18 protein-coding genes, 1 other RNA gene and 1 other annotated feature are annotated in these 22,045 nt (G+C 39.1%); of the genes, 17 read left to right on the forward strand and 2 right to left on the reverse strand.

Annotation, left to right across the window (positions count from 1 at the left end):
• Positions 1-41: 41 nt before the first annotated feature.
• Positions 42-1,595, reverse strand: a complete 1,554-nt coding sequence (gene spoVB / locus J2S74_RS07905; protein ID WP_307323953.1) for a stage V sporulation protein B — start codon at positions 1,593-1,595, stop codon at positions 42-44.
• A gap of 162 nt (positions 1,596-1,757) precedes the next feature.
• Between spoVB and J2S74_RS07910 the strand changes: the two genes are divergently transcribed.
• The 17 genes from J2S74_RS07910 to J2S74_RS07990 all read left to right on the forward strand — a co-directional run bounded on the left by J2S74_RS07910 (position 1,758) and on the right by J2S74_RS07990 (position 20,757).
• Positions 1,758-2,561, forward strand: coding sequence for a DUF368 domain-containing protein (locus J2S74_RS07910; RefSeq protein WP_307323955.1), 804 nt, complete (start codon positions 1,758-1,760; stop codon positions 2,559-2,561).
• Positions 2,562-2,605: 44 nt separating this feature from the next.
• Positions 2,606-2,935, forward strand: coding sequence for a post-transcriptional regulator (locus J2S74_RS07915; RefSeq protein WP_307323958.1), 330 nt, complete (start codon positions 2,606-2,608; stop codon positions 2,933-2,935).
• Between the two features lie 288 nt (positions 2,936-3,223).
• Positions 3,224-4,531: a protein translocase subunit SecD gene (secD, locus tag J2S74_RS07920; protein ID WP_307323961.1), complete on the forward strand. Its 1,308-nt coding sequence runs from the start codon at positions 3,224-3,226 to the stop codon at positions 4,529-4,531.
• Entirely contained in the window at positions 4,521-5,444 is a 924-nt protein-coding gene (gene secF, locus J2S74_RS07925; protein WP_307323963.1) for a protein translocase subunit SecF, read from the forward strand. Before secD ends, secF begins: the two co-directional genes overlap by 11 nt.
• Positions 5,445-5,797: 353 nt before the next feature.
• Positions 5,798-6,715 carry a cation diffusion facilitator family transporter gene (locus J2S74_RS07930; protein WP_307323966.1) on the forward strand — a complete coding sequence of 306 codons (918 nt, stop codon included), beginning with the start codon at positions 5,798-5,800 and terminating at the stop codon, positions 6,713-6,715.
• On the forward strand, positions 6,712-7,056 hold the full coding sequence (locus J2S74_RS07935) for a LapA family protein (RefSeq protein ID WP_307323968.1): 345 nt from the start codon (positions 6,712-6,714) through the stop codon (positions 7,054-7,056). Before J2S74_RS07930 ends, J2S74_RS07935 begins: the two co-directional genes overlap by 4 nt.
• Positions 7,057-7,126: 70 nt before the next feature.
• Positions 7,127-9,472: a single-stranded-DNA-specific exonuclease RecJ gene (gene recJ / locus J2S74_RS07940; RefSeq protein ID WP_307323971.1), complete on the forward strand. Its 2,346-nt coding sequence runs from the start codon at positions 7,127-7,129 to the stop codon at positions 9,470-9,472.
• Between the two features lie 251 nt (positions 9,473-9,723).
• Positions 9,724-10,236 carry an adenine phosphoribosyltransferase gene (locus tag J2S74_RS07945; protein ID WP_307323973.1) on the forward strand — a complete coding sequence of 171 codons (513 nt, stop codon included), beginning with the start codon at positions 9,724-9,726 and terminating at the stop codon, positions 10,234-10,236.
• A 340-nt stretch (positions 10,237-10,576) separates the two neighbouring features.
• Positions 10,577-12,757 carry a RelA/SpoT family protein gene (locus J2S74_RS07950; protein WP_307323976.1) on the forward strand — a complete coding sequence of 727 codons (2,181 nt, stop codon included), beginning with the start codon at positions 10,577-10,579 and terminating at the stop codon, positions 12,755-12,757.
• 19 nt (positions 12,758-12,776) lie between these two features.
• Entirely contained in the window at positions 12,777-13,229 is a 453-nt protein-coding gene (dtd, locus tag J2S74_RS07955) for a D-aminoacyl-tRNA deacylase (protein WP_307323979.1), read from the forward strand.
• Positions 13,230-13,301: 72 nt separating this feature from the next.
• Entirely contained in the window at positions 13,302-13,478 is a 177-nt protein-coding gene (locus tag J2S74_RS07960) for a hypothetical protein (protein WP_307323982.1), read from the forward strand.
• Positions 13,479-13,550: 72 nt separating this feature from the next.
• Positions 13,551-13,791: a binding site (T-box leader), on the forward strand.
• Between the two features lie 146 nt (positions 13,792-13,937).
• Entirely contained in the window at positions 13,938-15,215 is a 1,278-nt protein-coding gene (gene hisS, locus J2S74_RS07965) for a histidine--tRNA ligase (protein WP_307323985.1), read from the forward strand.
• A gap of 14 nt (positions 15,216-15,229) precedes the next feature.
• A complete protein-coding gene (aspS, locus tag J2S74_RS07970) occupies positions 15,230-17,023 on the forward strand; it encodes an aspartate--tRNA ligase (protein WP_307323989.1) in 1,794 nt (597 codons plus the stop codon).
• Between the two features lie 336 nt (positions 17,024-17,359).
• A non-coding RNA gene (ssrS, locus tag J2S74_RS07975) (6S RNA) lies at positions 17,360-17,544 on the forward strand.
• Between the two features lie 330 nt (positions 17,545-17,874).
• The gene (locus J2S74_RS07980; RefSeq protein WP_307323991.1) at positions 17,875-18,606 is read left to right on the forward strand and encodes a (Fe-S)-binding protein; all 732 of its coding nucleotides are present in this window, start codon (positions 17,875-17,877) and stop codon (positions 18,604-18,606) included.
• Between the two features lie 4 nt (positions 18,607-18,610).
• Positions 18,611-20,038, forward strand: a complete 1,428-nt coding sequence (locus J2S74_RS07985; RefSeq protein ID WP_307323994.1) for a LutB/LldF family L-lactate oxidation iron-sulfur protein — start codon at positions 18,611-18,613, stop codon at positions 20,036-20,038.
• Positions 20,035-20,757, forward strand: coding sequence for a LutC/YkgG family protein (locus tag J2S74_RS07990; protein ID WP_307323997.1), 723 nt, complete (start codon positions 20,035-20,037; stop codon positions 20,755-20,757). The genes J2S74_RS07985 and J2S74_RS07990 overlap by 4 nt, the downstream gene beginning before the upstream one ends.
• Positions 20,758-20,861: 104 nt before the next feature.
• Here the strand turns inward: J2S74_RS07990 and J2S74_RS07995 are convergent, their stop codons facing one another.
• The gene (locus tag J2S74_RS07995; RefSeq protein ID WP_307324000.1) at positions 20,862-21,521 is read right to left on the reverse strand and encodes an RsfA family transcriptional regulator; all 660 of its coding nucleotides are present in this window, start codon (positions 21,519-21,521) and stop codon (positions 20,862-20,864) included.
• Positions 21,522-22,045: the final 524 nt, after the last annotated feature.

Raw genomic sequence — 22,045 nt, forward strand, 5'->3', positions numbered from 1 at the left:
GGTTCCTCAAAAGGTTAAAACATACCTTTTGAGAAACCCTCTTATTTAAACCAGCCTCCAATGATCGGAATCTTTGCTACTTCATCCTTTTTTATCAATCCTAATAATGATATTAGGAGCACGTAAACAACAGCAGCTATACCAATGCTGCCAACAGTTTTAAAGAGCAGGATAAAGGTATCAAATACATGTGCATAAAGCCAATGGGCCATAAAGCCAGATACAAGAATTGCTACTAATACCTTTAGATATTCTCTAATATTAAGGGTAAAGCTGATAGCTTTTACAACAGTAGCAAAATGTAGGAATGTTACTAATAGAAATCCAATAGTAATGGCTAATGCTGCACCCATAATGCCGAGCTCTGGTCTTGATGCTAGTACAAAAATAGCAGCTATTTTAACGAAAGCACCGATAAAGCTATTGATCATGGCTGCTTTCGCTAGTCCAAGAGCTTGTAACGTAGCCTGTAACGGAGATTGGAAATATAGAAATAAACTAAATGGTGCCATTATTTTTAAATAAGTCGCAACAGTAGGTGCATCATATACGAGCTCCATAATTGGTTCAGCAAAGACATACAAAATAAATACGGAACCACCACCTGCTACTAAAGCTAATCTTAAAGCTTGAGATAATCGATGGTTAATAATTCTGTAGTTTCTTTGATAAGCTGCCTCACTTATAGCGGGAACAAGGGATACTGAAAGAGATTGGGTAATAAAGGTAGGAAGTAAAAGTAACGGAATGACATACCCTGATAGTTCTCCATATTGGGCTGTCGCTACCGCAGTAGCTACCCCAGCAATAGCCAAGCTTTGTGCAACAACAATAGGCTCAAAGAAAAACGCTACAGACCCTATTAATCGACTTCCAGTTGTTGGTAAGGCGATGGAAAGTAGATCATTTAATGTTTTCTTTCCACCTTTTACATATTCAAAAAATTGACGACGTACTTTAAAGCGCTTTTTCTGTTTAAACATGGTGATCATGTAAATTAATGATGCCAGTTCTCCTAATACAACAGAAATCATGGCACCTGCTGCAGCATACTCTAATCCATACGGTAAAAAAGCAGTTGTAAAAGCAGCAACCAGTGTTATTCTTACAACTTGTTCAATTACCTGGGAGATGGCAGAAGGTTTCATATTTTGTAATCCTTGAAAATATCCCCTTAAAACGGCAGATAATGCTACAATAGGAACAATAGGTGAAATGGCGATTAATGGGTAAAATGCCCTTGAATCCGTTAAGAATGTTTTAGATATAAGAGGAGCACCAAGGATCATTAAGGCTGTAAAGAAAATACTCAACACTCCGGTTACCGAAAGGGAAACTACTAAAATACGTTTTATCCGAGCTTTATCGTTATCAGCATCAGCTTCCGCCACAAGTTTTGAGATAGCCACTGGTAAGCCAAGCTGTGTTAGTGTAATAATTAGAAGTAGTGTTGGAACGGCCATCATATATAAGCCGACCCCTTCTGCTCCCATGATCCGTGCAACAACAATTCGATTTACAAACCCGAGGATTCGGGTGATTAGCCCAGCTAGTATTAGAATAAGTGCTCCCTTTATAAAGGATTGCTTTGTCATAAAACCGCCCTACCTTCTATAAAAAAATCATGGATTTATTCGTTAAATATGTATATGCTGAAGAGGTGGTCAAGCATGACATGTTTACTAAAAAAGACATTTATCCTTCTGGCAGGAGGGAGAGAATTTACATAACAAAAATAAGTTAGGAGATTGAAAATCGTGGAATGGAGAAACCTTTATCGTGGTGCTATGATGGGAATTACAGAATTGATACCAGGGGTAAGCAGCGGTACAATTGCAGTAATTTTAGGGATATACGATCAACTAATAACAGCAATCAATGGTTTATTTAGTAAAGAGTGGAGAAAGCATCTCCTGTTTCTAATCCCCCTAGGGTTAGGAATGGTAATAGCTATTGGAGCATTTCTTCATCTTATTAAATTTTTATTAGATAATTTTCGAGAGCCAACTCACTTTTTTTTCTTAGGTTTGATTATAGGAGTACTGCCACTATTGTTGCGTCAGGCAAATGTTAAACACACCTTTGGAACTGGCCATTATATGGCATTGTTACTAGCTGCTGTATTTGTAGGGTTACTAGATTTCTTACCTGAACGAACGGATGGTGTAATCGAGAGTTTAACAATGGGAAATACACTGGGTCTCTTTCTTTCTGGCTGGCTTGCAAGTATGTCCATGCTTCTTCCAGGGATTAGTGGATCCCTTGTCTTTTTAATTCTTGGTGTATATGAAACAGCCATTACTGCTTTAATTACACTTAATCTACCAATTATCGCAGTAATTGGTGCAGGAGTAATTTTAGGCTTTGCCATTAGCAGTAAGGTAATCAAATATTTGTTAAGAAACTACCATTACATGACCTATGCCGTAATAATCGGGCTTGTATTAGGTTCAACTGTAATCATTTACCCTGGCTTTAGCTCTTGGCTAGTAGTAATTCCAAGTTTAATCACATTTTTTGGAGGAGCAGTAACTGCCTTTTTGTTAGGGAGAAGAGGGTAATGGTACTTCTACAATCTTAAAGGAATGTTTAAGGAGTGATAGAGATGGAACAATGGGACAATTGGAAGGCACAGCTAGAGCCGGTGTTGAAAAGCAAGGCAGAGGAATGGCAAATGCTTGGTTATGATCGGGTAACGGAGGATGATGTATGGGCCTGTTTCTTGGCTAAACGTTCACGTATGGACATCCCTGACCCTGTACTTACACATTGGATTGTAGGTGAGTTATTCCGCCTTAAAGCGAATGATTATATGAATTGGCTTACAGTGGAAGCATATAAGGGTCCTAATTGGTTTGATAAGGAAGAGCCTCTTGATTTAAGTCAAGATTTAAGTCAAGAGAGTGCGACGAAACCGGTAAAGCCAGTAACGTAACATTGACAGTGAATTTTCAAAATCGCTATAATGATATTGCTACACATTTTTATATAGGCTCTTTTCGTACAAATTGTTGGAATTTATATCGCGTTGCCCGCGGAAAGTGTCCGCCTGTAACGGAGTCGAGATATAATTTTAATATATCGACAATTTTTAAGAAAACAGTCTTTACATAGTATTAAAGGGGTTGTTTCAAATAGGGACAACCTTTCACGAATGAAGGGGTTGCTACAATAAAAGTCACCCTTTACTTCATTTGAACATATGAAGGAGGCTCACTGGTCCATGAAAAAAAAGAGAGGGGTCAGAAAAGGACTGATTTTCAGTTTCTTTGTGATCGTTGCAGCTTTAGGAGCTTTAATTGCTTCAAACGTTCTTGACCATGCAGAAGATATCAGCCTTGGTCTTGATCTACAAGGAGGCTTTGAAGTACTTTATGAAGTACATCCTATAGACGGGGAACAAGAAATTACTCGCGATCTATTAACGGATACGGTTGCTTCGTTAAATGCCAGAATTAACGTTTTAGGGGTATCTGAACCTAATGTACGCATTGAAGGGGAAGACCGAATTCGAGTTCAACTTGCGGGGGTGAGTGACCAGCAAACGGCAAGGGAACTATTATCAACACAAGCTAGGTTATCCTTTCGTGACACAGATGATAATGTTATGCTTGATGGTTCTGATTTAGTAGAAGGTGGAGCTAGACAGAGCTTTTCAGAAACAAATCAACCAATAGTTACGGTTACTGTACGAGATGCTAATTTATTTGGTGATGTAACACGTGAAATTAAGGATAGACCAGATAATAGATTAGCGATTTGGCTTGATTGGGAAGAAGGAGACAATTTTTACGATGAGATCATAAAGGAAGATTCAAAAATTGTATCTGCTCCAACTGTACATGAAGTTCTACCATATAGAGATATTATGATTACAGGTAATTTTACGATTGAATCGGCTCAACAGTTAGCTGGGATACTAAATGCTGGTGCATTACCAGTAGAGCTTGAAGAAATTTACTCTAATTCTGTCGGTGCTTCCTTAGGGGAGAGAGCGATGGAGCAAGCTATTTTTGCTGGTTTTATAGGAATTGCGTTAATTTTCGCCTATATGCTTTTCTATTATCGATTTATGGGAATGATTGCTGTCATTACCCTCACAGCTTATATCTATATCGTATTAGTTATTTTCAATTGGATGAATGCTGTGTTAACACTCCCTGGAATTGCTGCCTTAATTCTTGGCGTAGGGATGGCCGTAGACGCCAATATTATTACGTACGAGCGGATTAAGGACGAGCTCCGATCTGGTAAGTCTACTATGAGTGCTTTCAGAGCGGGGGGACGTCGCTCCTTATCCACTATACTAGATGCGAATATCACTACCATTTTAGCAGCAGCAGTATTGTTTTATTTTGGTACAAGTGCTGTTCAAGGGTTTGCGGTTATGTTAATAGTCAGTATTCTAACTAGCTTCTTAACGGCCGTATTCGGTACTAGGTTATTACTTGGACTTTGGGTAAACAGCCGAGTGCTGAATGGTAAACCTAGGATGTTTGGCGTGAAGGAGAGTGAAATTGGTGAACTTTGATCATGAAACAACGAAGTTAGACTTTGTAAAACATAGAAACAAATTTTTTATTTTTTCTGGAGGCCTCCTTCTCCTAGGTATCATTCTTTTAGCAACTATCGGTTTAAATTTGGGAATAGACTTCCGAAGTGGTACGACAATCGATGTTTTAACAGAGGAATCAGCCACTGCGGAAGAGATTCGATCTGAGTTTGAATCAATTGGTTTAGTACCAGATGATATTACGTTGGCAGGGGATCAAAATGAAATAGGGCGTGCTGCTTTTATAGGTGCATTAAACCAAGAGGAGACGCTGGAGATACAACGGCATTTTGAAGAAGTATATGGGAATACGCCAACTGTAAGTACTGTAACTCCTATTGTGGGTGAAGAATTGGCAAGAAATGCAATAATCTCCGTATTAATAGCATCTATAGGGATTATTATTTATGTAACCATTCGATTCGAATTTCTTTATGGTATCTCTGCTATCGTTGCCCTTTTCCACGATGCACTGTTTATATTAGTTGTGTTTAGTATTTTACAGGTAGAGGTCAACATCCCATTCATTGCAGCAGTTTTGACCATTGTAGGTTATTCCATTAACGATACAATTGTTACCTTTGACCGTATAAGGGAAAATATAAAATATGAGAAAAGAATCAAGGGATTTGATGATGTGGCTAGGGTAGTGAACAAAAGTTTAGTGCAAACATTAGCCCGTTCCATTAATACCGTTTTAACGGTTGTGTTTGCAGCAGGTGCCCTATTTATATTTGGAGGAGAAGCACTTCGTGCATTCTCGTTGGCACTTGTGATTGGGCTTGTGGCTGGAACCTATTCTTCTTTATTTATCGCAGCTCAGCTTTGGTTAGTGTTAAAATCAAAGCAGTTGGAAAAAAGAAAAAACCGACCAGTACCAAACGAAGCATAATGAATTAACACCAGATGGCGTCTACATGCTAAGTAGCGCCATCTTTTGTGATTGTTTAGGCAATTATATTTTTTCTGAATGTGGATAACAGTAGCTGAATAATCGTCTAGCTTCATGCGCCATCGGCTCGAGAAAATTTCTGCCCGAATAAAAAGCAAAAAGCACTTTTTATCGGTCAGTGCATTTTCCGTTCGAATAGGCAACGCGCGCGTTGCCGCTTCGATAGGCAGGCACATTGCGCTTTTGTTCTTTTTTTATGGAATATGGGCTTTCACTTATAAAACAGGTCATACTAAACAAATAATGTTAAAGTACCCCCATATATAGATAAAGTCAAGCAGGTGATAAAGGGAATGGAAAATATACATCCAGACGAACGTTATAAGAAGGTCAAGTTAGGAGCATGGATTGGGATAATTGGAAATATTGTTCTGGCTGTTATTAAAGCGATTGTGGGGATGATGGCAAACAGCCGAGCATTAGTTGCAGATGCCGTTCACTCCGCTTCAGATGTGGTAGGTTCCGTTGCCGTTCTTATTGGAGTAAGGGCGGCTCAGCTTCCCCCTGACAGGGATCATCCATATGGGCACGGTAAAGCAGAGACAGTAACAGCAATTATTGTTGCGGTATTGCTGTTTATTGTAGGATTAGAGATTGCCATAAATGCATTTAAAGCATTTTTTGAACCAATTGCAGTACCGGGTGTTGCAGCTATTTATGCTGTTATTTTTTCAATCATTATAAAAGAATTAATGTTTCGTTATAAAATATATTTGGGTAAAAAATATAAAAGTGATGCTTTAGTAACAGATGCATGGCATCACCGTTCAGATGTTTTTTCCTCTGTTGCAGCCCTTCTTGGGATCGGTGCTTCTATCACTGGGGGCTGGTTAGGTATTTCCTGGCTCGTATACGCTGACCCTGTTGCAGGAATCTTTGTAGCTATTTTGATTATTAAAATGGCATGGAAGTTAGGAAGCGAATCGATACATAATACATTGGATCATGTCCTCCATGAAGAGGATACTAAAGAGATGTATAATACTGCGGCAAATGTAAAGGGTGTACTGAAGGTGGATGAGCTCTTAGCAAGAGAACATGGGCATTATGTTATTATTGATATTAAAGTTGCCGTTGATCCAACTATTACGGTTAAGGAAGGACATGCAATTGGAAAAAAAGTTAAAGAAAAACTGATGGAGGATCAATATGTACAGGACGTAAGAGTACATATTAATCCATTTGGAGAAGAGGAGAGTGAAGGAAGTTGAAAGGTCAATGGAACCTAATCATTGGGATCATCATTGCTATTATTATTGCTGTCTTTGCAGTTATTAACGTGGAACCAGTAGAGGTTAATTATATATTTGGACAAAACGAATGGCCGTTAGTACTCATTATCCTTGGATCCGTTTTAATGGGCGGTGTCATTGTGGGGAGTGTTGGGATGTATAAAATATACCAACTTCAGCAAGAATTAAAACAAGTAAGGAAAAAGTTGGAGACATCAAGTATCAATGATAACAAAAATACTAAGGAAACTCCGGGAAATGAGGACAAACAGCTCGGAAATAATAGTAAAAAAGATCTTAAGAAGCAGGATTATAATTAATTTAGGATAGGACAAACATTGCCACCCCTTCTGACCTTATGTATAATGATTTGGTCAGGGGTGGTTTTTTATGTTACAGTCAAAAGCGCGCTGGAAGATTAATAAGGCAGATGAAGACAAAGTAAATGAACTTTCGGAGCAGTTAAATATATCAAAGATCGCTAGTAGATTTCTCATACAACGGGGGTTTACAAATGTAGACGACGCGCGAGATTTTTTACATACAGATGAATCGTCTGTACACGACCCATTTTTACTAAAGGATATGGAAAAGGCCATATCTCGCATAAAGGCTGGTATTGAATCTGGAGAAAATATTTTAGTATTCGGGGATTATGATGCGGACGGTGTCACCAGTACATCCCTTTTGTATTTAACTTTAAGGGAGTTAGGTGCAAACGTTGGATATTATGTTCCAAATCGATTTACAGAGGGATATGGCCCAAATGAACAAGCATTTCGCCATGCGAAAGAGGAAAATGTCTCCTTAATTATTACAGTGGATACGGGGATTTCGGCAGTACATGAAGCAGAGGTTGCGAAAGAACTGGAAGTGGATCTGATTATAACTGATCATCACGAACCCCCGCCGCAAATACCAGATGCGTATGCAGTAATTAATCCTAAACAAGAGGATTGTTATTATCCTAATCCTAATTTAGCAGGTGTAGGCGTGGCTTTTAAGGTTGCCCATGCCCTATTAGACCGCTATCCACAGGAATATGTAGACCTTGTTGCCATGGGAACTATAGCTGACCTTGTTCCTTTAAAGGGAGAAAATAGATTCTTAGCTAAAGCGGGAATTCAGACCTTAATGGAGTATCAGCGTCCTGGTATAAAGGCTCTATTTGAACAGTGTGGCATTCAAGGACAGGAAATGTCAGAAGAACAAATTGGCTTTATGATTGGTCCCCGTTTAAATGCTGCAGGGCGCTTAGATTCAGCAGATCCTGCTATCCAACTCATCATCAGTGAAGATGAAATGGAAGCCTATGAACTCGCACTTATCATTGATGATTTAAACAAAGAGCGTCAGCAGATCGTCAATGATATGACAAAGGAAGCGGAAGAACAAGTTGATAGCTTCGATGAATTACCTCCTGTTCTTATAGTTGGAAAAGAGGATTGGAATGCTGGAGTAATTGGCATAGTGGCGAGTAGATTGGTAGAAAAATATTATCGACCAACCATTGTCTTAAGCATAAACTCCGATACAGGTCTAGCGAAAGGATCCGCCAGAAGTATAGAAGGCTTTGATATGTTCCAGTCTCTCTCCAAGTGCCGTGAATGGTTACCCCACTTTGGGGGGCATCCTATGGCAGCAGGTTTAACAATGAAGATAGAACATATAGATTTATTGCAAAAAAAGTTAGGAGAAATCGCAGATGAAACGTTGTCAGAGGAGGATTGGCAGCGATCTCTATCTGTAGACTTACCGGTTGAATTCAGTGAAATTTCCATTGAATCCATTGGAGAATTGCAAGCGATGGCACCATTTGGTGTTGGAAATCCAGCGCCAAAAGTTTTATTAGAGCAGGTGGAGTTCTCACTTATTAAAAAAATTGGAGCAAAGGAAGATCATTTAAAACTAGGACTTAAAAAGGGTGATGACATTCTAGATGGTATTGGATTCCGAATGGGGACATTACACAATGAACTATCTCCTTTAGCCTCTGCCTCCATTGTAGGTCAATTATCTATTAATGAGTGGAACGGCCATTGTAAACCACAAATCATTATTGAAGATTTGAAAGTAGAGGAGTGGCAATTGTTCGACTTAAGGGGAGAGACTGATCCTATTAAAAAATTATTAGCTTATCAACATCTAGAGATGACGGTTATTATTTTTCGGGAAGAAACAAAGAACTTTACTATCTCCGTTCCAGAGGGGTGGACGGTTATCCAGTATAGAAATTTAAATAGTTCTACCATAGATTTGCATAATAAGAATCTTCTTTTCCTAGATTTACCTGAAAATAAGGAACAGATTATACAAATATTAGACGTAGAAAGGAAACCAAGTCGAATTTATATATCTTTTCTACACGAAAAAGATCATTTTTTCGAGATGCTTCCCACAAGAGAACATTTTAAGTGGTTCTATGCTTTTATCTACAAAAGGAAGACATTTGATATGAACCGCCATGCTATTGATTTAGCGAAGCATAAAGGGTGGACAGTTGATGCCGTGCATTTTATTAGTCAGGTGTTTTTTGATTTAGGTTTTGTTAAAATAGACAATGGAATTGTAACCTTGGTAGAAAATCCGGCAAAGAAGGATTTGACCGACTCATTAACCTACCGACAACGGATTGAACAGTCTGAATTGGAAAATGAATTAATTTATTCTTCCTATGAGGACGTCAAAGAATGGTTTTCCAAGATGATGAAAGAAAAAGCACTAGTTGAGCATTAAACATGAATAGAGGGTGACTCAAAAGTTTACCTTATTATACGAAAACTATGGCTTTAATACATTGCTTATTTTCAATCGGGTTGATTGAAGCGAGTGCCTGAAACGTAAATCAATTTCCAAATTTAGCACAGAAAAAAATAGTTTTCATATATCGTGGGTCTGTAAAGACATAGGAGATGAGTCATCCACATCATACATATTTCTTTAGGTTTATGAGTAAACGAATAAAAGGCAAAACTAGGAGGATTAACATGGATTACAAACAGTATATTACCGTAGTACCCGACTTCCCAAAAGAAGGAATTAAGTTTAAAGACATTACAACCTTAATGGAGAATGGTGAAGTTTATAAGAAGGCTATTGATGAAATGGCGGATTTTGCAAAGGAAAAAGAGATCGATGTTGTAGTAGGACCTGAAGCCCGAGGCTTTGTAGTTGGATGCCCGATTGCCTATGCATTAGGTGTTGGTTTCGTACCAGTTAGAAAAGCGGGGAAATTACCTAGAGAGGTGATTGAAATTGATTATGGTTTAGAATATGGCAAGGATTCCTTAAATCTCCACAAGGATTCTATTAAACCAGGGCAAAAGGTGTTAATAACAGACGATTTATTAGCTACTGGCGGTACCATTGAAGCAACAATCCAAATGGTAGAAAAATTAGGCGGAGTTGTGGCAGGAATTGTATTTATGATCGAGCTAAGCTACCTTGATGGCCGTGATAAATTGAAGCAGTACGATGTGTTCTCTTTAATGACGTATTAATATGATACCCCAGGTAGAGAGTCTCTCCTGGGGATTTTAGTGTCCACAAGTAAGAACACTTAGAGTAAACTCCACGCAAATAATAGACATTCCTAGAATAGGAAAAAACATCTATATTTATCCTTCATTAATTTCTTCATAACATTTGCTAACAAAGAATTTCTGTAATATACTAATTTCATTATGCTTTTCTGAAAAATATGTTATTATTAAATGAAAGTCTTTTCTACGGAAGAGACCCTTTTTTTATAAAGATATTCGACAAAATTTTCATCATTTTCAATGAAGATAAATTATACTATAGTAAGAAAGAAATTAGACGGGATATTAAGGTGATTCCATGACTAGTGAACAAGTATTAGAAAAGGCAAGTGAATATCTATCTGAAAAAGATGTGGCTTTCTTAAAGAAAGCATATGAAGTAGCGGAGCATGCCCACCGGGAGCAATTTCGAAAGTCGGGGGAGCCGTATATTTGGCATCCAGTTCAAGTGGCAGGAATTCTTGTTGACTTAGGAATGGATCCAAATACGGTAGCAGCTGCGTTTCTTCATGATGTCGTGGAAGACACAAACGTTTCTTTATCTGAAATCGAAGAGGAATTTGGAAATGAAGTAGCCATGCTCGTTGACGGAGTTACAAAGCTAGGGAAAATTAAATATAAATCAAAGGAAGAGCAACAAGCTGAGAATCACAGGAAAATGTTTGTGGCTATGGCAAAGGACATTAGGGTTATTTTAATCAAACTAGCAGACCGTCTGCATAACATGAGGACCCTTAAGCATCTTCCACCTGAAAAACAACGTAGAATCGCAAACGAAACATTAGAAATCTTTGCACCGCTAGCTCACCGTCTAGGTATCTCAAAAATTAAATGGGAGCTAGAAGATACAGCGCTACGCTACTTAAATCCGCAGCAGTATTATAGAATTGTAAATTTAATGAAAAAGAAACGTGCAGAACGTGAAGAGTATATTGAAGAAGTACAGCAAAAAATTCGCGAACGCTTAGAGTCGGTAAATGTAAAAGCAGAGATTCATGGCCGAGCGAAACATATTTACAGTATTTATCGTAAAATGGCCTTGCAAAATAAACAGTTTAATGAAATATACGATCTATTAGCAGTACGAATCATTGTAGAAAGTATTAAAGACTGTTACGCCGTACTAGGAATCATTCACACCCATTGGAAGCCCATGCCTGGTAGATTTAAGGATTATATTGCCATGCCGAAAGCCAACATGTATCAATCCTTGCATACTACCGTTATTGGTCCAAAGGGTGACCCATTAGAAGTGCAAATCCGCTCGGAGGATATGCATAAGGTAGCAGAATTCGGGGTAGCTGCCCACTGGGCTTATAAAGAAGGCAGGACGGTGAAAAACGCCGAGTCTTTGGAGACGAAAATGTCTTGGTTTAGGGAAATTCTTGAGTGGCAGAATGATACAAACGATGCGCAAGAATTTATGGAATCACTAAAGATTGACCTATTCTCCGATATGGTCTTTGTGTTTACACCAAAAGGTGACGTAATCGAACTACCAAAGGGTTCTGTACCGCTTGATTTTGCTTTCCGTATCCATACAGAGGTAGGAAGCAGATGTATTGGAGCAAAAGTAAACGGTAAAATGGTGCCTTTAGACCATAGGCTGCAAACAGGAGATATTGTAGAAGTCCTTACGTCTAAACATTCTTACGGACCTAGTCAAGATTGGTTAAAAATTACCCAAAGCTCTCATGCAAAAAATAAAATTCGTCAATGGTTCAAGAAGGAGCGACGGGAGGAAAATGTAGAAAAAGGCCGTGAAATGATTGAAAAGGAAATAGAGAAAAAGGGCTATTCCTTAAAAGAGGTAATGAAGGCGGAAAATATCGAAAGAGTGGCCAATAAATTCAACTTTACTGGTGAAGAGGATATGTATGCTGCCGTTGGTTACGGTGGGATTACTGCTGCTCAGATCGTAACACGACTAACCGATACTATTAGAAAGCAACAAGATGAAATACAAGAGAACTTACCCTTAAAAGAAGCGGTTCAGGAGCTAAAGACCTTTGATACTACGAAGAAAACTAGCGTAGGAGTAAGGGTAAAGGGGATTGATAACCTACTCATTCGTCTATCACGTTGCTGCAATCCTGTACCTGGAGACGACATTGTGGGTTATATTACAAAGGGACGTGGAGTGTCTATTCACCGCAGTGATTGCCCAAATATTAATACAGAAGAGGCACAAACTCGCCTGCTGCCTGTGGAATGGGAAGGGGATATCCAACATTCGAAGAACTACAATGTGGATATTGAAATCTCCGGCTTTGACCGTCGAGGGTTATTGAACGAAGTTTTGCAAGCGGTAGCGGAAACGAAAACAAATATAAATGCAGTGTCCGGCCGCTCCGATAAAAATAAAATGGCAACTATCCATATGACAATATCTATTCAAAATGTCGCCCATTTGCAAAGAGTGGTGGAACGTATTAAACAAATCTCCGATATATACTCTGTACGTCGGATTATGCATTAAAGCTTGAAAGAGGGATTATATGCGTGTTGTTGTTCAACGCTCGTTAGGAGCAAAAGTAACAGTTTCTGGAGAAACAGTTGGAGAAATAGATCACGGTCTTGTTCTATTAGTTGGTCTCACTCATGATGATACAGAAAAGGATGTTAAATTTATTGCAGAAAAAGTTGCTAATCTCCGTATTTTTGAAGATGATAATGATAAGTTGAATCTTTCCGTAAAAGATGCGGAAGGGCAAATTTTATCCATTTCACAATTTACCTTATACGGGGACTGTCGTAAAGGAAGGCGTCCTAATTTCATGAACGCAGCTAAGCCGGAGCAAGCGGAAAAGCTCTATAACATGTTTAATGAGGAATTGCGCAAGCAAAACTTAACGGTGGAGACAGGAGTTTTTGGTGAAATGATGGATGTATCCTTCACAAACCACGGCCCCGTGACACTCATTGTAGAAAGTAATGAAAATAAAAAATAATTTTTTCGTACAAATAGGAGTAACCTCCATCTTTTTCGGTCAAACTGATAGAAAAAGTGGAGGGAATCATCTATGCGTTCCAGTCATCAACAAGCACGATTTACTAGCCCTAATTCTAGGTTATTGGGGGTCAACCTCCATCGATTTACAGAAATCGAAGAAAATGCAGATAGCTATGAAATTGCAACAGAATTTGGTTTATCTTTAAGGGAAGTTAAGTCTTTAAAAAAACGTATCGAGCGTAACTAAATGAAATTCTTCTCCAAAAAGGTTGACAGGATTCTTGACAATGCGTATGATAAAAAAAACTTCATTTCACGACACAAACCAATGAGGGAGAATAGTAGTGAAGCTTCCCCATGATCAGAGAGAAAGTGCCTTTGGCTGAAAGCACTTTTACATGGACCTTCATGAATGAACACTCCTTAGGTATCTCTCTGAAAGAGTTAGTCTTTATTAGGAGAGATCGTATAATCAGGCGTTAACTGATAAAGAGGAAGCTCCTCTTTAAAGAGAGCTTCAACTAGGGTGGTACCACGGGATTCAAACTCTCGTCCCTGACAGTGTTCAGGGGCGGGAGTTTTTTGTGTTTTATAAAAGTATAACTCTTGATATTCAATTACAAGATTTATTACATATTAAAAAACAACGAATGAATGTAACCAACTTTTTTACATAATAGTGTTGGATAATGAGGAGGAAATGGTTATGAGCTTTAAAATTCCGAGAGGGACGCAGGATATCTTGCCAGAACAGTCTGCAAAGTGGCAATACATAGAGCAGAAGGCCCAGGATTTGTGCAGGCGATACAATTATAAGGAGATACGTACTCCAATCTTTGAGCAAACGGAGCTGTTTGCCCGTGGAGTAGGTGATACGACGGATATTGTCCAAAAAGAAATGTACACATTTGAAGATCGGGGTGGAAGAAGCTTAACATTACGACCAGAAGGGACGGCGTCTACTGTACGTTCCTTTGTAGAGAACAAAATGTATGGTCTTCCCGATCAGCCTGTTAAACTCTATTATATTGGTCCAATGTTTCGGTATGAGAGGCCTCAATCGGGTAGAATGCGCCAGTTCGTTCAATTTGGAGTAGAGGCTATGGGAAGCGACAACCCTGCCATTGATGCAGAAGTTATCGGGCTTGTAATGGACTTTTATAAGGAATTAGGCTTGAAGAATTTAAAGCTAGTTATTAATAGCTTAGGTGACAAGGAAAGCAGAAACAGTCACCGGCAAGCTCTAATCAAGCACTTTCAGCCAAGAATTTCAGAGTTTTGCAGTGACTGTCAAAAACGCTTAGACAAAAATCCATTACGAATTTTGGATTGTAAACAGGATAAGAACCATGAATTAATGGAAACTGCCCCATCTATTCTCGATTATCTAAATGAAGAATCAAAAGATTACTTTAAAAAGGTCCAGGAGTTTTTAACACAAATGGGAATATCTTTTGAAGTAGATGCTACCCTTGTGAGGGGGCTGGATTATTATAATAATACTGCCTTTGAAGTGATGATAGATGGGGAAGGCTTTGGGGCTATTACGACCCTTTGTGGCGGGGGAAGATATAATGGTTTGGTAGAAGAGATCGGTGGTCCAACGACTCCTGGAATTGGATTTGCCCTTAGCATTGAACGGTTACTCATGGCTTTGGAAACACAGGGAATTTCTTTGCCGGTACAAGAAGGTTTAGATGCCTATTTAATTGTCATGGGGGATGAACCGAAACAATTGGCCCCGAAACTGCTACATGATTTGCGGTCCAACGGTTTGACTGTGGATACGGATTATTTAAATAAAAAGATGAAGGGGCAAATAAAAGCGGCAGACCGGCTTGGTGCAGCCTTTGCCATCATTTTAGGGGAAGATGAGATTGCTAATAATGAAGTCGTCATAAAAACATTGGCAACAGGTCATCAAGAGTCAGTTACTTTAGATAATATAACAAACTACATTCAATCAAAACTAGAGGAGATATAGAAAGGGGTATACTAGTGAATCAACGAACACATATATGCGGAGAATTATCCGAGCATTTAATTGGAGAAAAGGTATGCTTACAAGGCTGGGTAAAGAAACGACGGGATTTAGGACAGGTTATTTTTATCGACCTTCGCGACCGTTCCGGACAGGTACAAGTGGTTTTTAACGGGGAAAAGAATGCTGAAGCATTATCTATTGCAGAGAAAGTGCGTAATGAATATGTAGTAGATGTTTGCGGAACAGTTGTTGCAAGGGATGAAGAGAATATCAATGATAAGATTTCTACTGGAAAAATAGAGGTTATCGTTGATGAAATTGTCATTCTAAATGCATCCAAAGGACTTCCTTTCATGATAGAAGATGATGTAGAGGTTTCTGAAGATGTTCGCTTAAAGTATCGTTACTTAGATTTACGTCGACCGAAAATGTTTCAAACAATGCAATTACGCCATAAAACAACGAAGTTAATTCGTGATTTCTTAGACGAAAATCATTTCATGGAAATAGAAACTCCAATGCTGACAAAAAGCACACCAGAAGGGGCAAGGGATTATCTTGTACCATCCCGGGTTCATCATGGTGAATTCTATGCCTTACCACAATCACCACAATTATTTAAGCAGTTATTGATGGTTTCAGGGTTTGAACGTTACTACCAAGTGGCCCGTTGTTTCCGTGACGAAGATTTGCGTGCCGACCGTCAACCGGAATTTACTCAAGTGGATATTGAGGCCTCTTTTTTAGGAAAGGAAGAGCTTCTTTCCATGATGGAAGAAATGATGGTGAAGCTTCTTAAGGAATTAAAGGGAATTGATGTACCTAGACCTTTCCCTCGTTTATCTTACGAGGATGCCATGAACCGTTTTGGTTCTGATAAACCAGATACTCGCTATGGCATGGAATTAGTTGATATTTCTAAAGCAGTGGAAGACAGCGACTTCAAGGTTTTTGCTAATACGGTGAAGAATGGTGGAGTTGTAAAAGGGATATGTGTTAAGGGGATTGCAGAGAAATACTCCCGTAAAGATCTGGATAGTTTAGGCTCATTTGTCGAAGTTTACGGAGCTAAGGGGTTAGCTTGGTTAAAGGTAGAAGAGAACAACACATTAAAAGGACCAATTGCTAAATTCTTTAATGAAACGGAAGCAAAGACTTTATGTGATGGATTTGGAGCTGAGAACGGGGATGTTCTATTCTTCGTAGCGGATAAAAAGAAGGTAGCCTGGGATGCATTAGGTGCATTACGAATTAAGTTTGCAAAGGACTTAGAGTTAGTAAATCACAATGAATTTAATTTCTTATGGGTAACGGAGTTCCCGCTTCTTTCTTATGACGAGGATGAGGACCGTTATGTGGCTGAGCACCATCCGTTTACACGTCCATTGAAAGAGGATGAAGAAAAGTTAGATGTGTCACCCGAAAATGTTCGTGCGGAAGCATATGACCTCGTATTAAATGGATATGAACTTGGAGGGGGATCTCAACGTATATTTGAGAGAGAGCTACAAGAAAAAATGTTTACTGCATTAGGATTTACTCAAGAAGAAGCACAAAGTCAATTTGGCTTCTTGTTAGATGCCTTCGAATACGGTACTCCACCACACGGGGGAATTGCATTAGGGTTAGACCGACTTGTGATGATTTTGGCTGGAAGAAGCAATTTAAGGGAAACAATTGCCTTTCCAAAAACCGCTAGCGCTAGCTGTTTGTTAACCAATGCTCCAAGCAATGTGAGCGAGGCCCAATTAAATGAGCTTAATCTCTCTGTTGTACCGAAGAAAAAGGAAGAAAAGGTACAAAATTAATATAAGCACCATGGGGCATGAAAATTTTAGTCTGCATTGGAATGAGCGAAGGTCCACGACACTCCTGCGGAAGAACGAGCAAGCCAAGACCACACAGGGCAAAGCCCGTGGGGGCTTGATAGGTCGTCGGTGACACAAAAGATAAAGTGCGATCTTTTGTGCCACCTATTTTCAGGGTAGACACCTTTTAACAAAAAAAGTGGCTTTAAAAAATACATGTAGGTAAAAAATAGGTTTGTAAAGAAATTGTCACTCTTTTTTCCCACATTTGTTATTGTTTTTTGTCATCGAATTTTATATGATAAAAATAACTTAAGTAACATTTTTTCAAACATTGGAGTCCTGTGGTGTACGTCAATACTCTACGTTTTGAGCCAACACTTTAAAAAAGGGAGCCCCCGTTTCAACGAAGGTTGCATGCCGTTATCACGGATAACGGAAGCATAAAGTCGATGAACAGGGCACCCACCTGTTAACGCAGGTTCAAACAAGGAAGACCAAACGGCACACATGGGACCCCATACATATCAATTTATTATCAAAAAGTACCTAGCATAGTCTAGGTGCTTTTTTAATGACTTAGGAATGTATTTTATTTGAATGTGGATAACTGTAGGCGCATTGCGCTTTTGTTCATGGTCTTTTAAAGAAAATAGGGTATAGATAGTTGGCATAACTTTATAAGGCTGATACGGTGAGGCAATTCCCAAATAAGTCTGTAAATTTGGAATTCCTCCTTTTCTTTTATGTAGATTATGAGATAATAATAGGAGACTTTTTTATTTTATACATTCTATTTAGCGTAAGTCATCAGATGACCTTACCTTTAAAATGTTGGAGGTGGACTTTTAGTGAAGGTATCTTTATTCCTAACGTGTCTTGCAGATGTGGTCTATCCTGCATCTGTAGGGAGAAGTACGGTAGAAATTCTTGAACGACTAGGATGTGAAGTGGATTTTCCTAAAAAACAGACGTGTTGTGGCCAACCCGCATTTAACAGCGGTTTTCACAAGGAATCACGGGAAGTGGCAAAGCATATGATTAAAACTTTTGAATCGGCAGAATATGTAGTTTCTCCATCAGGTTCCTGTACTTCCATGCTTCATGAGTATGAAAAACTATTTGAAGACGACCTAGAATGGCAAGTTAAAGCAAAGGAACTTGCGAAAAAATCCTATGAATTAACCCAATTTATTGTTGATGTTTTAAAGATAGAAGATGTTGGGGCTGAATTCAATGGAAATGTAACCTATCATACTTCCTGTCATATGACTAGATTGCTAGGGGTGAAGGAAGCGCCAATGAAGCTTTTGGAAAATGTAAAAGGTTTAAAATTTACAGAGCTACCCTTTAAACAGCAGTGCTGCGGCTTTGGAGGTACTTTCTCTGTTAAAATGGTTCCTATTTCCGAGCAGATGGTTAACGAAAAGGTACATCACATTGAGGAAACGGAAGCGGAAGTATTAATTGGAGCAGACCTTGGATGTTTAATGAATATTGGGGGAAGAATTGATCGGCAAGGGAAGTCTGTTAAAGTGATGCATATCGCGGAAATCTTAAATAGTAGAGGAGAAGCGGGGTGAAACAATGGGGATCAAGACCAGTAATGAAAAGTTTTTTGACCGAGTAGAAAAAGGAATAAATGATTCATTTATGCGAAAAGCTGTTGTGGAGGCACAAGGAAGGTTAGAAGGAAGGAAAACACAAACAACAGAAGAACTCGGTAATTGGGAGGATTGGCGAGATCTGGCGGAAGAAATCAGACAACATACTCTAGAAAATCTGGACTACTATTTAGAGCAATTTGTAGAAAACGTTTCCAATCAAGGAGGCCATGTCTTTTTCGCAGAAACAGCAGAAGAGGCAAATGAGTACATTACTTCTGTTGTGAAAGATAAGAAGGCTAAGAATATTATTAAGTCAAAATCTATGGTAACAGAAGAGATTGGAATGAATGGGGCACTTGAGGAGATTGGATGTAACGTCGTAGAGTCTGATTTAGGGGAGTGGATCTTACAATTGGACGATCATGATCCACCTTCTCACATTGTTGTACCAGCTCTTCATAAGAATAAAGAGCAAATCAGAGATACCTTTAAGGTAAAACGACAATATGATAAATCCTCCGATCCAACAGAATTAGCGTTATTTGCCCGTGAACAGCTCAGAAAAGACTTTTTGGCAGCTGAGGTAGGAATAACAGGCTGTAACTTTGCAGTTGCGGAATCGGGGTCTATTACGTTAGTTACAAATGAGGGGAATGCAAGAATGTCTACTACGCTTCCAAAAACCCAAATTACTGTAATGGGGATGGAACGTATTGTTCCTACATGGAAAGAGCTAGATATCTTGGTGAGTATGCTTTGTCGAAGTGCCGTAGGGCAAAAGTTAACGAGCTATATAACAGGCCTAACGGCTGCAAAGGAAGAAGGAGACGTGGATGGTCCAGAAGAGTTTCATGTGGTAATCATCGATAATGGTCGGTCTAAAATATTAGGAACAAAATTTCAGTCGACCCTTCAATGTATTCGTTGTGCTGCTTGTATTAACGTATGTCCCGTATACCGGCATGTGGGAGGGCATTCCTATGGATCTATTTATCCAGGCCCAATAGGAGCCGTTCTAACTCCTTTATTAGAGGGCTATGATGACTATAAGGAACTGCCGTATGCCTCAACTTTATGTGCAGCATGTACCGAAGCTTGTCCCGTAAAAATACCATTACATGAGTTGTTAATAGAACATCGAAAAGATATCGTTGAAGAAGCTGGGAAAACAAGTTTTGCAGAGAAGTTAGCAATGAAAGGCTATGCATTTGCCATGAGTAACCCAGGGGTTTATCGAATCGGTTCCAAGGCAGCCCCATCCGTAATAGGACCAATCGCAAAAGGTGGAGAAGGAAAGGGACCAGGACCAGTAAAGCTGTGGACCCAAATTCGGGATCTACCAGAACCAACAGGTGAAAGCTTTAGAAAATGGTTCGAAGGTCGTGATAAGAAAGGGGATAAATCATGACAAAGGGAACTGTGCAGAACAAAGATAAATTCCTAAATAAAATAGCAAAACGTCTTGGAAGAGAGCGTAGAAATTCAGGAGTAAAGCTGCCAGAATGGGCTAAATTGCCCCAATATGAAGTATTTAAAGACTTCTCACAGGATGAATTGATGGAGCAATTTATAAACCACTGCAAAAACATTCATACAAGTGTAAAAGTAACAAAAAAAGAGAGCCTTAAAGAAACCTTTCATGAAGCAATAAGCGATTTAGGTGGAAAATCTATTGTTTACTGGAATGATGACAGGTTTCGTTATTACGGCTTAACGGACGCTTTGTATGAAGCAAGGGCTCACCATAATATTGATGTTCATTGCTGGAATCCTCAACTTGGAGAGGAAAATGTAAAGGTGGCAGAAAAAGCCAACATTGGAATAACCTTTGCGGATATTTCATTAGCTGAGTCAGGAACGGTCGTACTTTTCAGTAATGCAGATAAAGGACGGTCTGTCAGTTTATTACCCAGAACTTATTTGGCTATTATCCCAAAAAGCACACTTGTGCCAAGGATGACACAGGCAACAGAGAAGATTCATAAGATGGCAAGTGATCTTGGTAGAATGCCTTCTTGTATTAATTTTATTTCTGGTCCAAGTAATTCAGCAGATATTGAACTCCGCCTGGTAGTTGGGGTTCATGGTCCGGTGCAAGCCATCTATATTGTTATAGAGGATGAATAAGGGAGAATTATTGGTAGTTAAATAGTGATGGCATTAGCTTCGCTCTTAGCAAAATATTTAAGGGAGACTAAAAAGGTTAAAAATATACCTTTTTAGTCTCCCTCTTATTTTGCAATTTTTTCTAGGTTGCCGTTTTTGTCCATTCTAAATGTTGGTGCATGACGGTCATCAGATTCTTCTTCCAGCAATGCCATTCTTCTAGCACGATTCATAATTTGAATGATGGATTGATAGTCTTCCTCAATTACTTGATGTTCGTCTTTCAATTTATTAAGCTCTTGCTCCAGTTCTTTAACGCGGTTTTTAAGATTATTGTTTTCCAATTGTAAAGCTTCATTTTCTTGTTTTAGTAAGCTTTCTTGACGTCCTTTGCTATTCATAGTTTGTAAAAATTGAATAACATCTTGAAGAGTAAGCTCACCCTCATGTCTTCCCGTAACCATAGGTCTTTCTTCGTTAAATGTCACAGGTTTTTCATAAGTAGGTTGAGTAGAAGGTGCTGTAAATGTAACAGGCTTAGCCTCCCGTGCTAATTGACGCTTTCTGTCTTTACGATGTTTTTTTGCTAGTTTGATTGCATCATCGTATTTATCTCGTACAACTGCATTCCAACGGAATCCGCATGCTGCAGAGGTTCGGTTTAAAGCGTCACCTACTTCATCAAATGCTCTTAATTGAGTACTACCTTCGCGAATGTGTCTAAGTACTGTTTCTGCCAGTAGAAGATCATCTTCTTCTGACCATGCATCTTGTCTTACTTTCATATTTGTCCAATCCTTTCTATCCAAAACTTTTTCCAAATGTTGTTTGTTACTATAATGGGCACGAACGGAAAAAAATATACCAAATTATTAAAAATTTGATAGGATTGGACAAAAGATGTTAGATTTTGAACGAGGTAACTATCAATTATGAATAGATTTTTAAAGGATGCTATAAATTAGAAAATATGAAGCTGGGTGTCATTCGCTACGGTCCACTCCCTTTCCGCGGACGACCTGTCAAGCCCCCACTGTGTGGTCTTGGCTTGCTCGTTCTTCCGCAGGAGTGTCGTGGACCTTCGCTCATTCCAATGCAGACTAAAACTTTCATTTTCCATGGAGGTCTACCCTGAAAATACGAAATCCGTGTTGCCGTTCGCACTCTCGAAGGAGTGAAAGGCGGCGACTCCAGCGGGAAAAGGAATCAGCCAAGCCAGGATGGCGACATTACGCCGTTGCCCACAGGACGTGGGCTGCCTTTAGGTGTAATTGGTCCGCCTGTAGCGGATTCGAGAGACATGATTAAT

Source organism: Evansella vedderi, assembly GCF_030813435.1.
In the GTDB taxonomy this organism is placed as follows: domain Bacteria; phylum Bacillota; class Bacilli; order Bacillales; family Salisediminibacteriaceae; genus Evansella; species Evansella vedderi.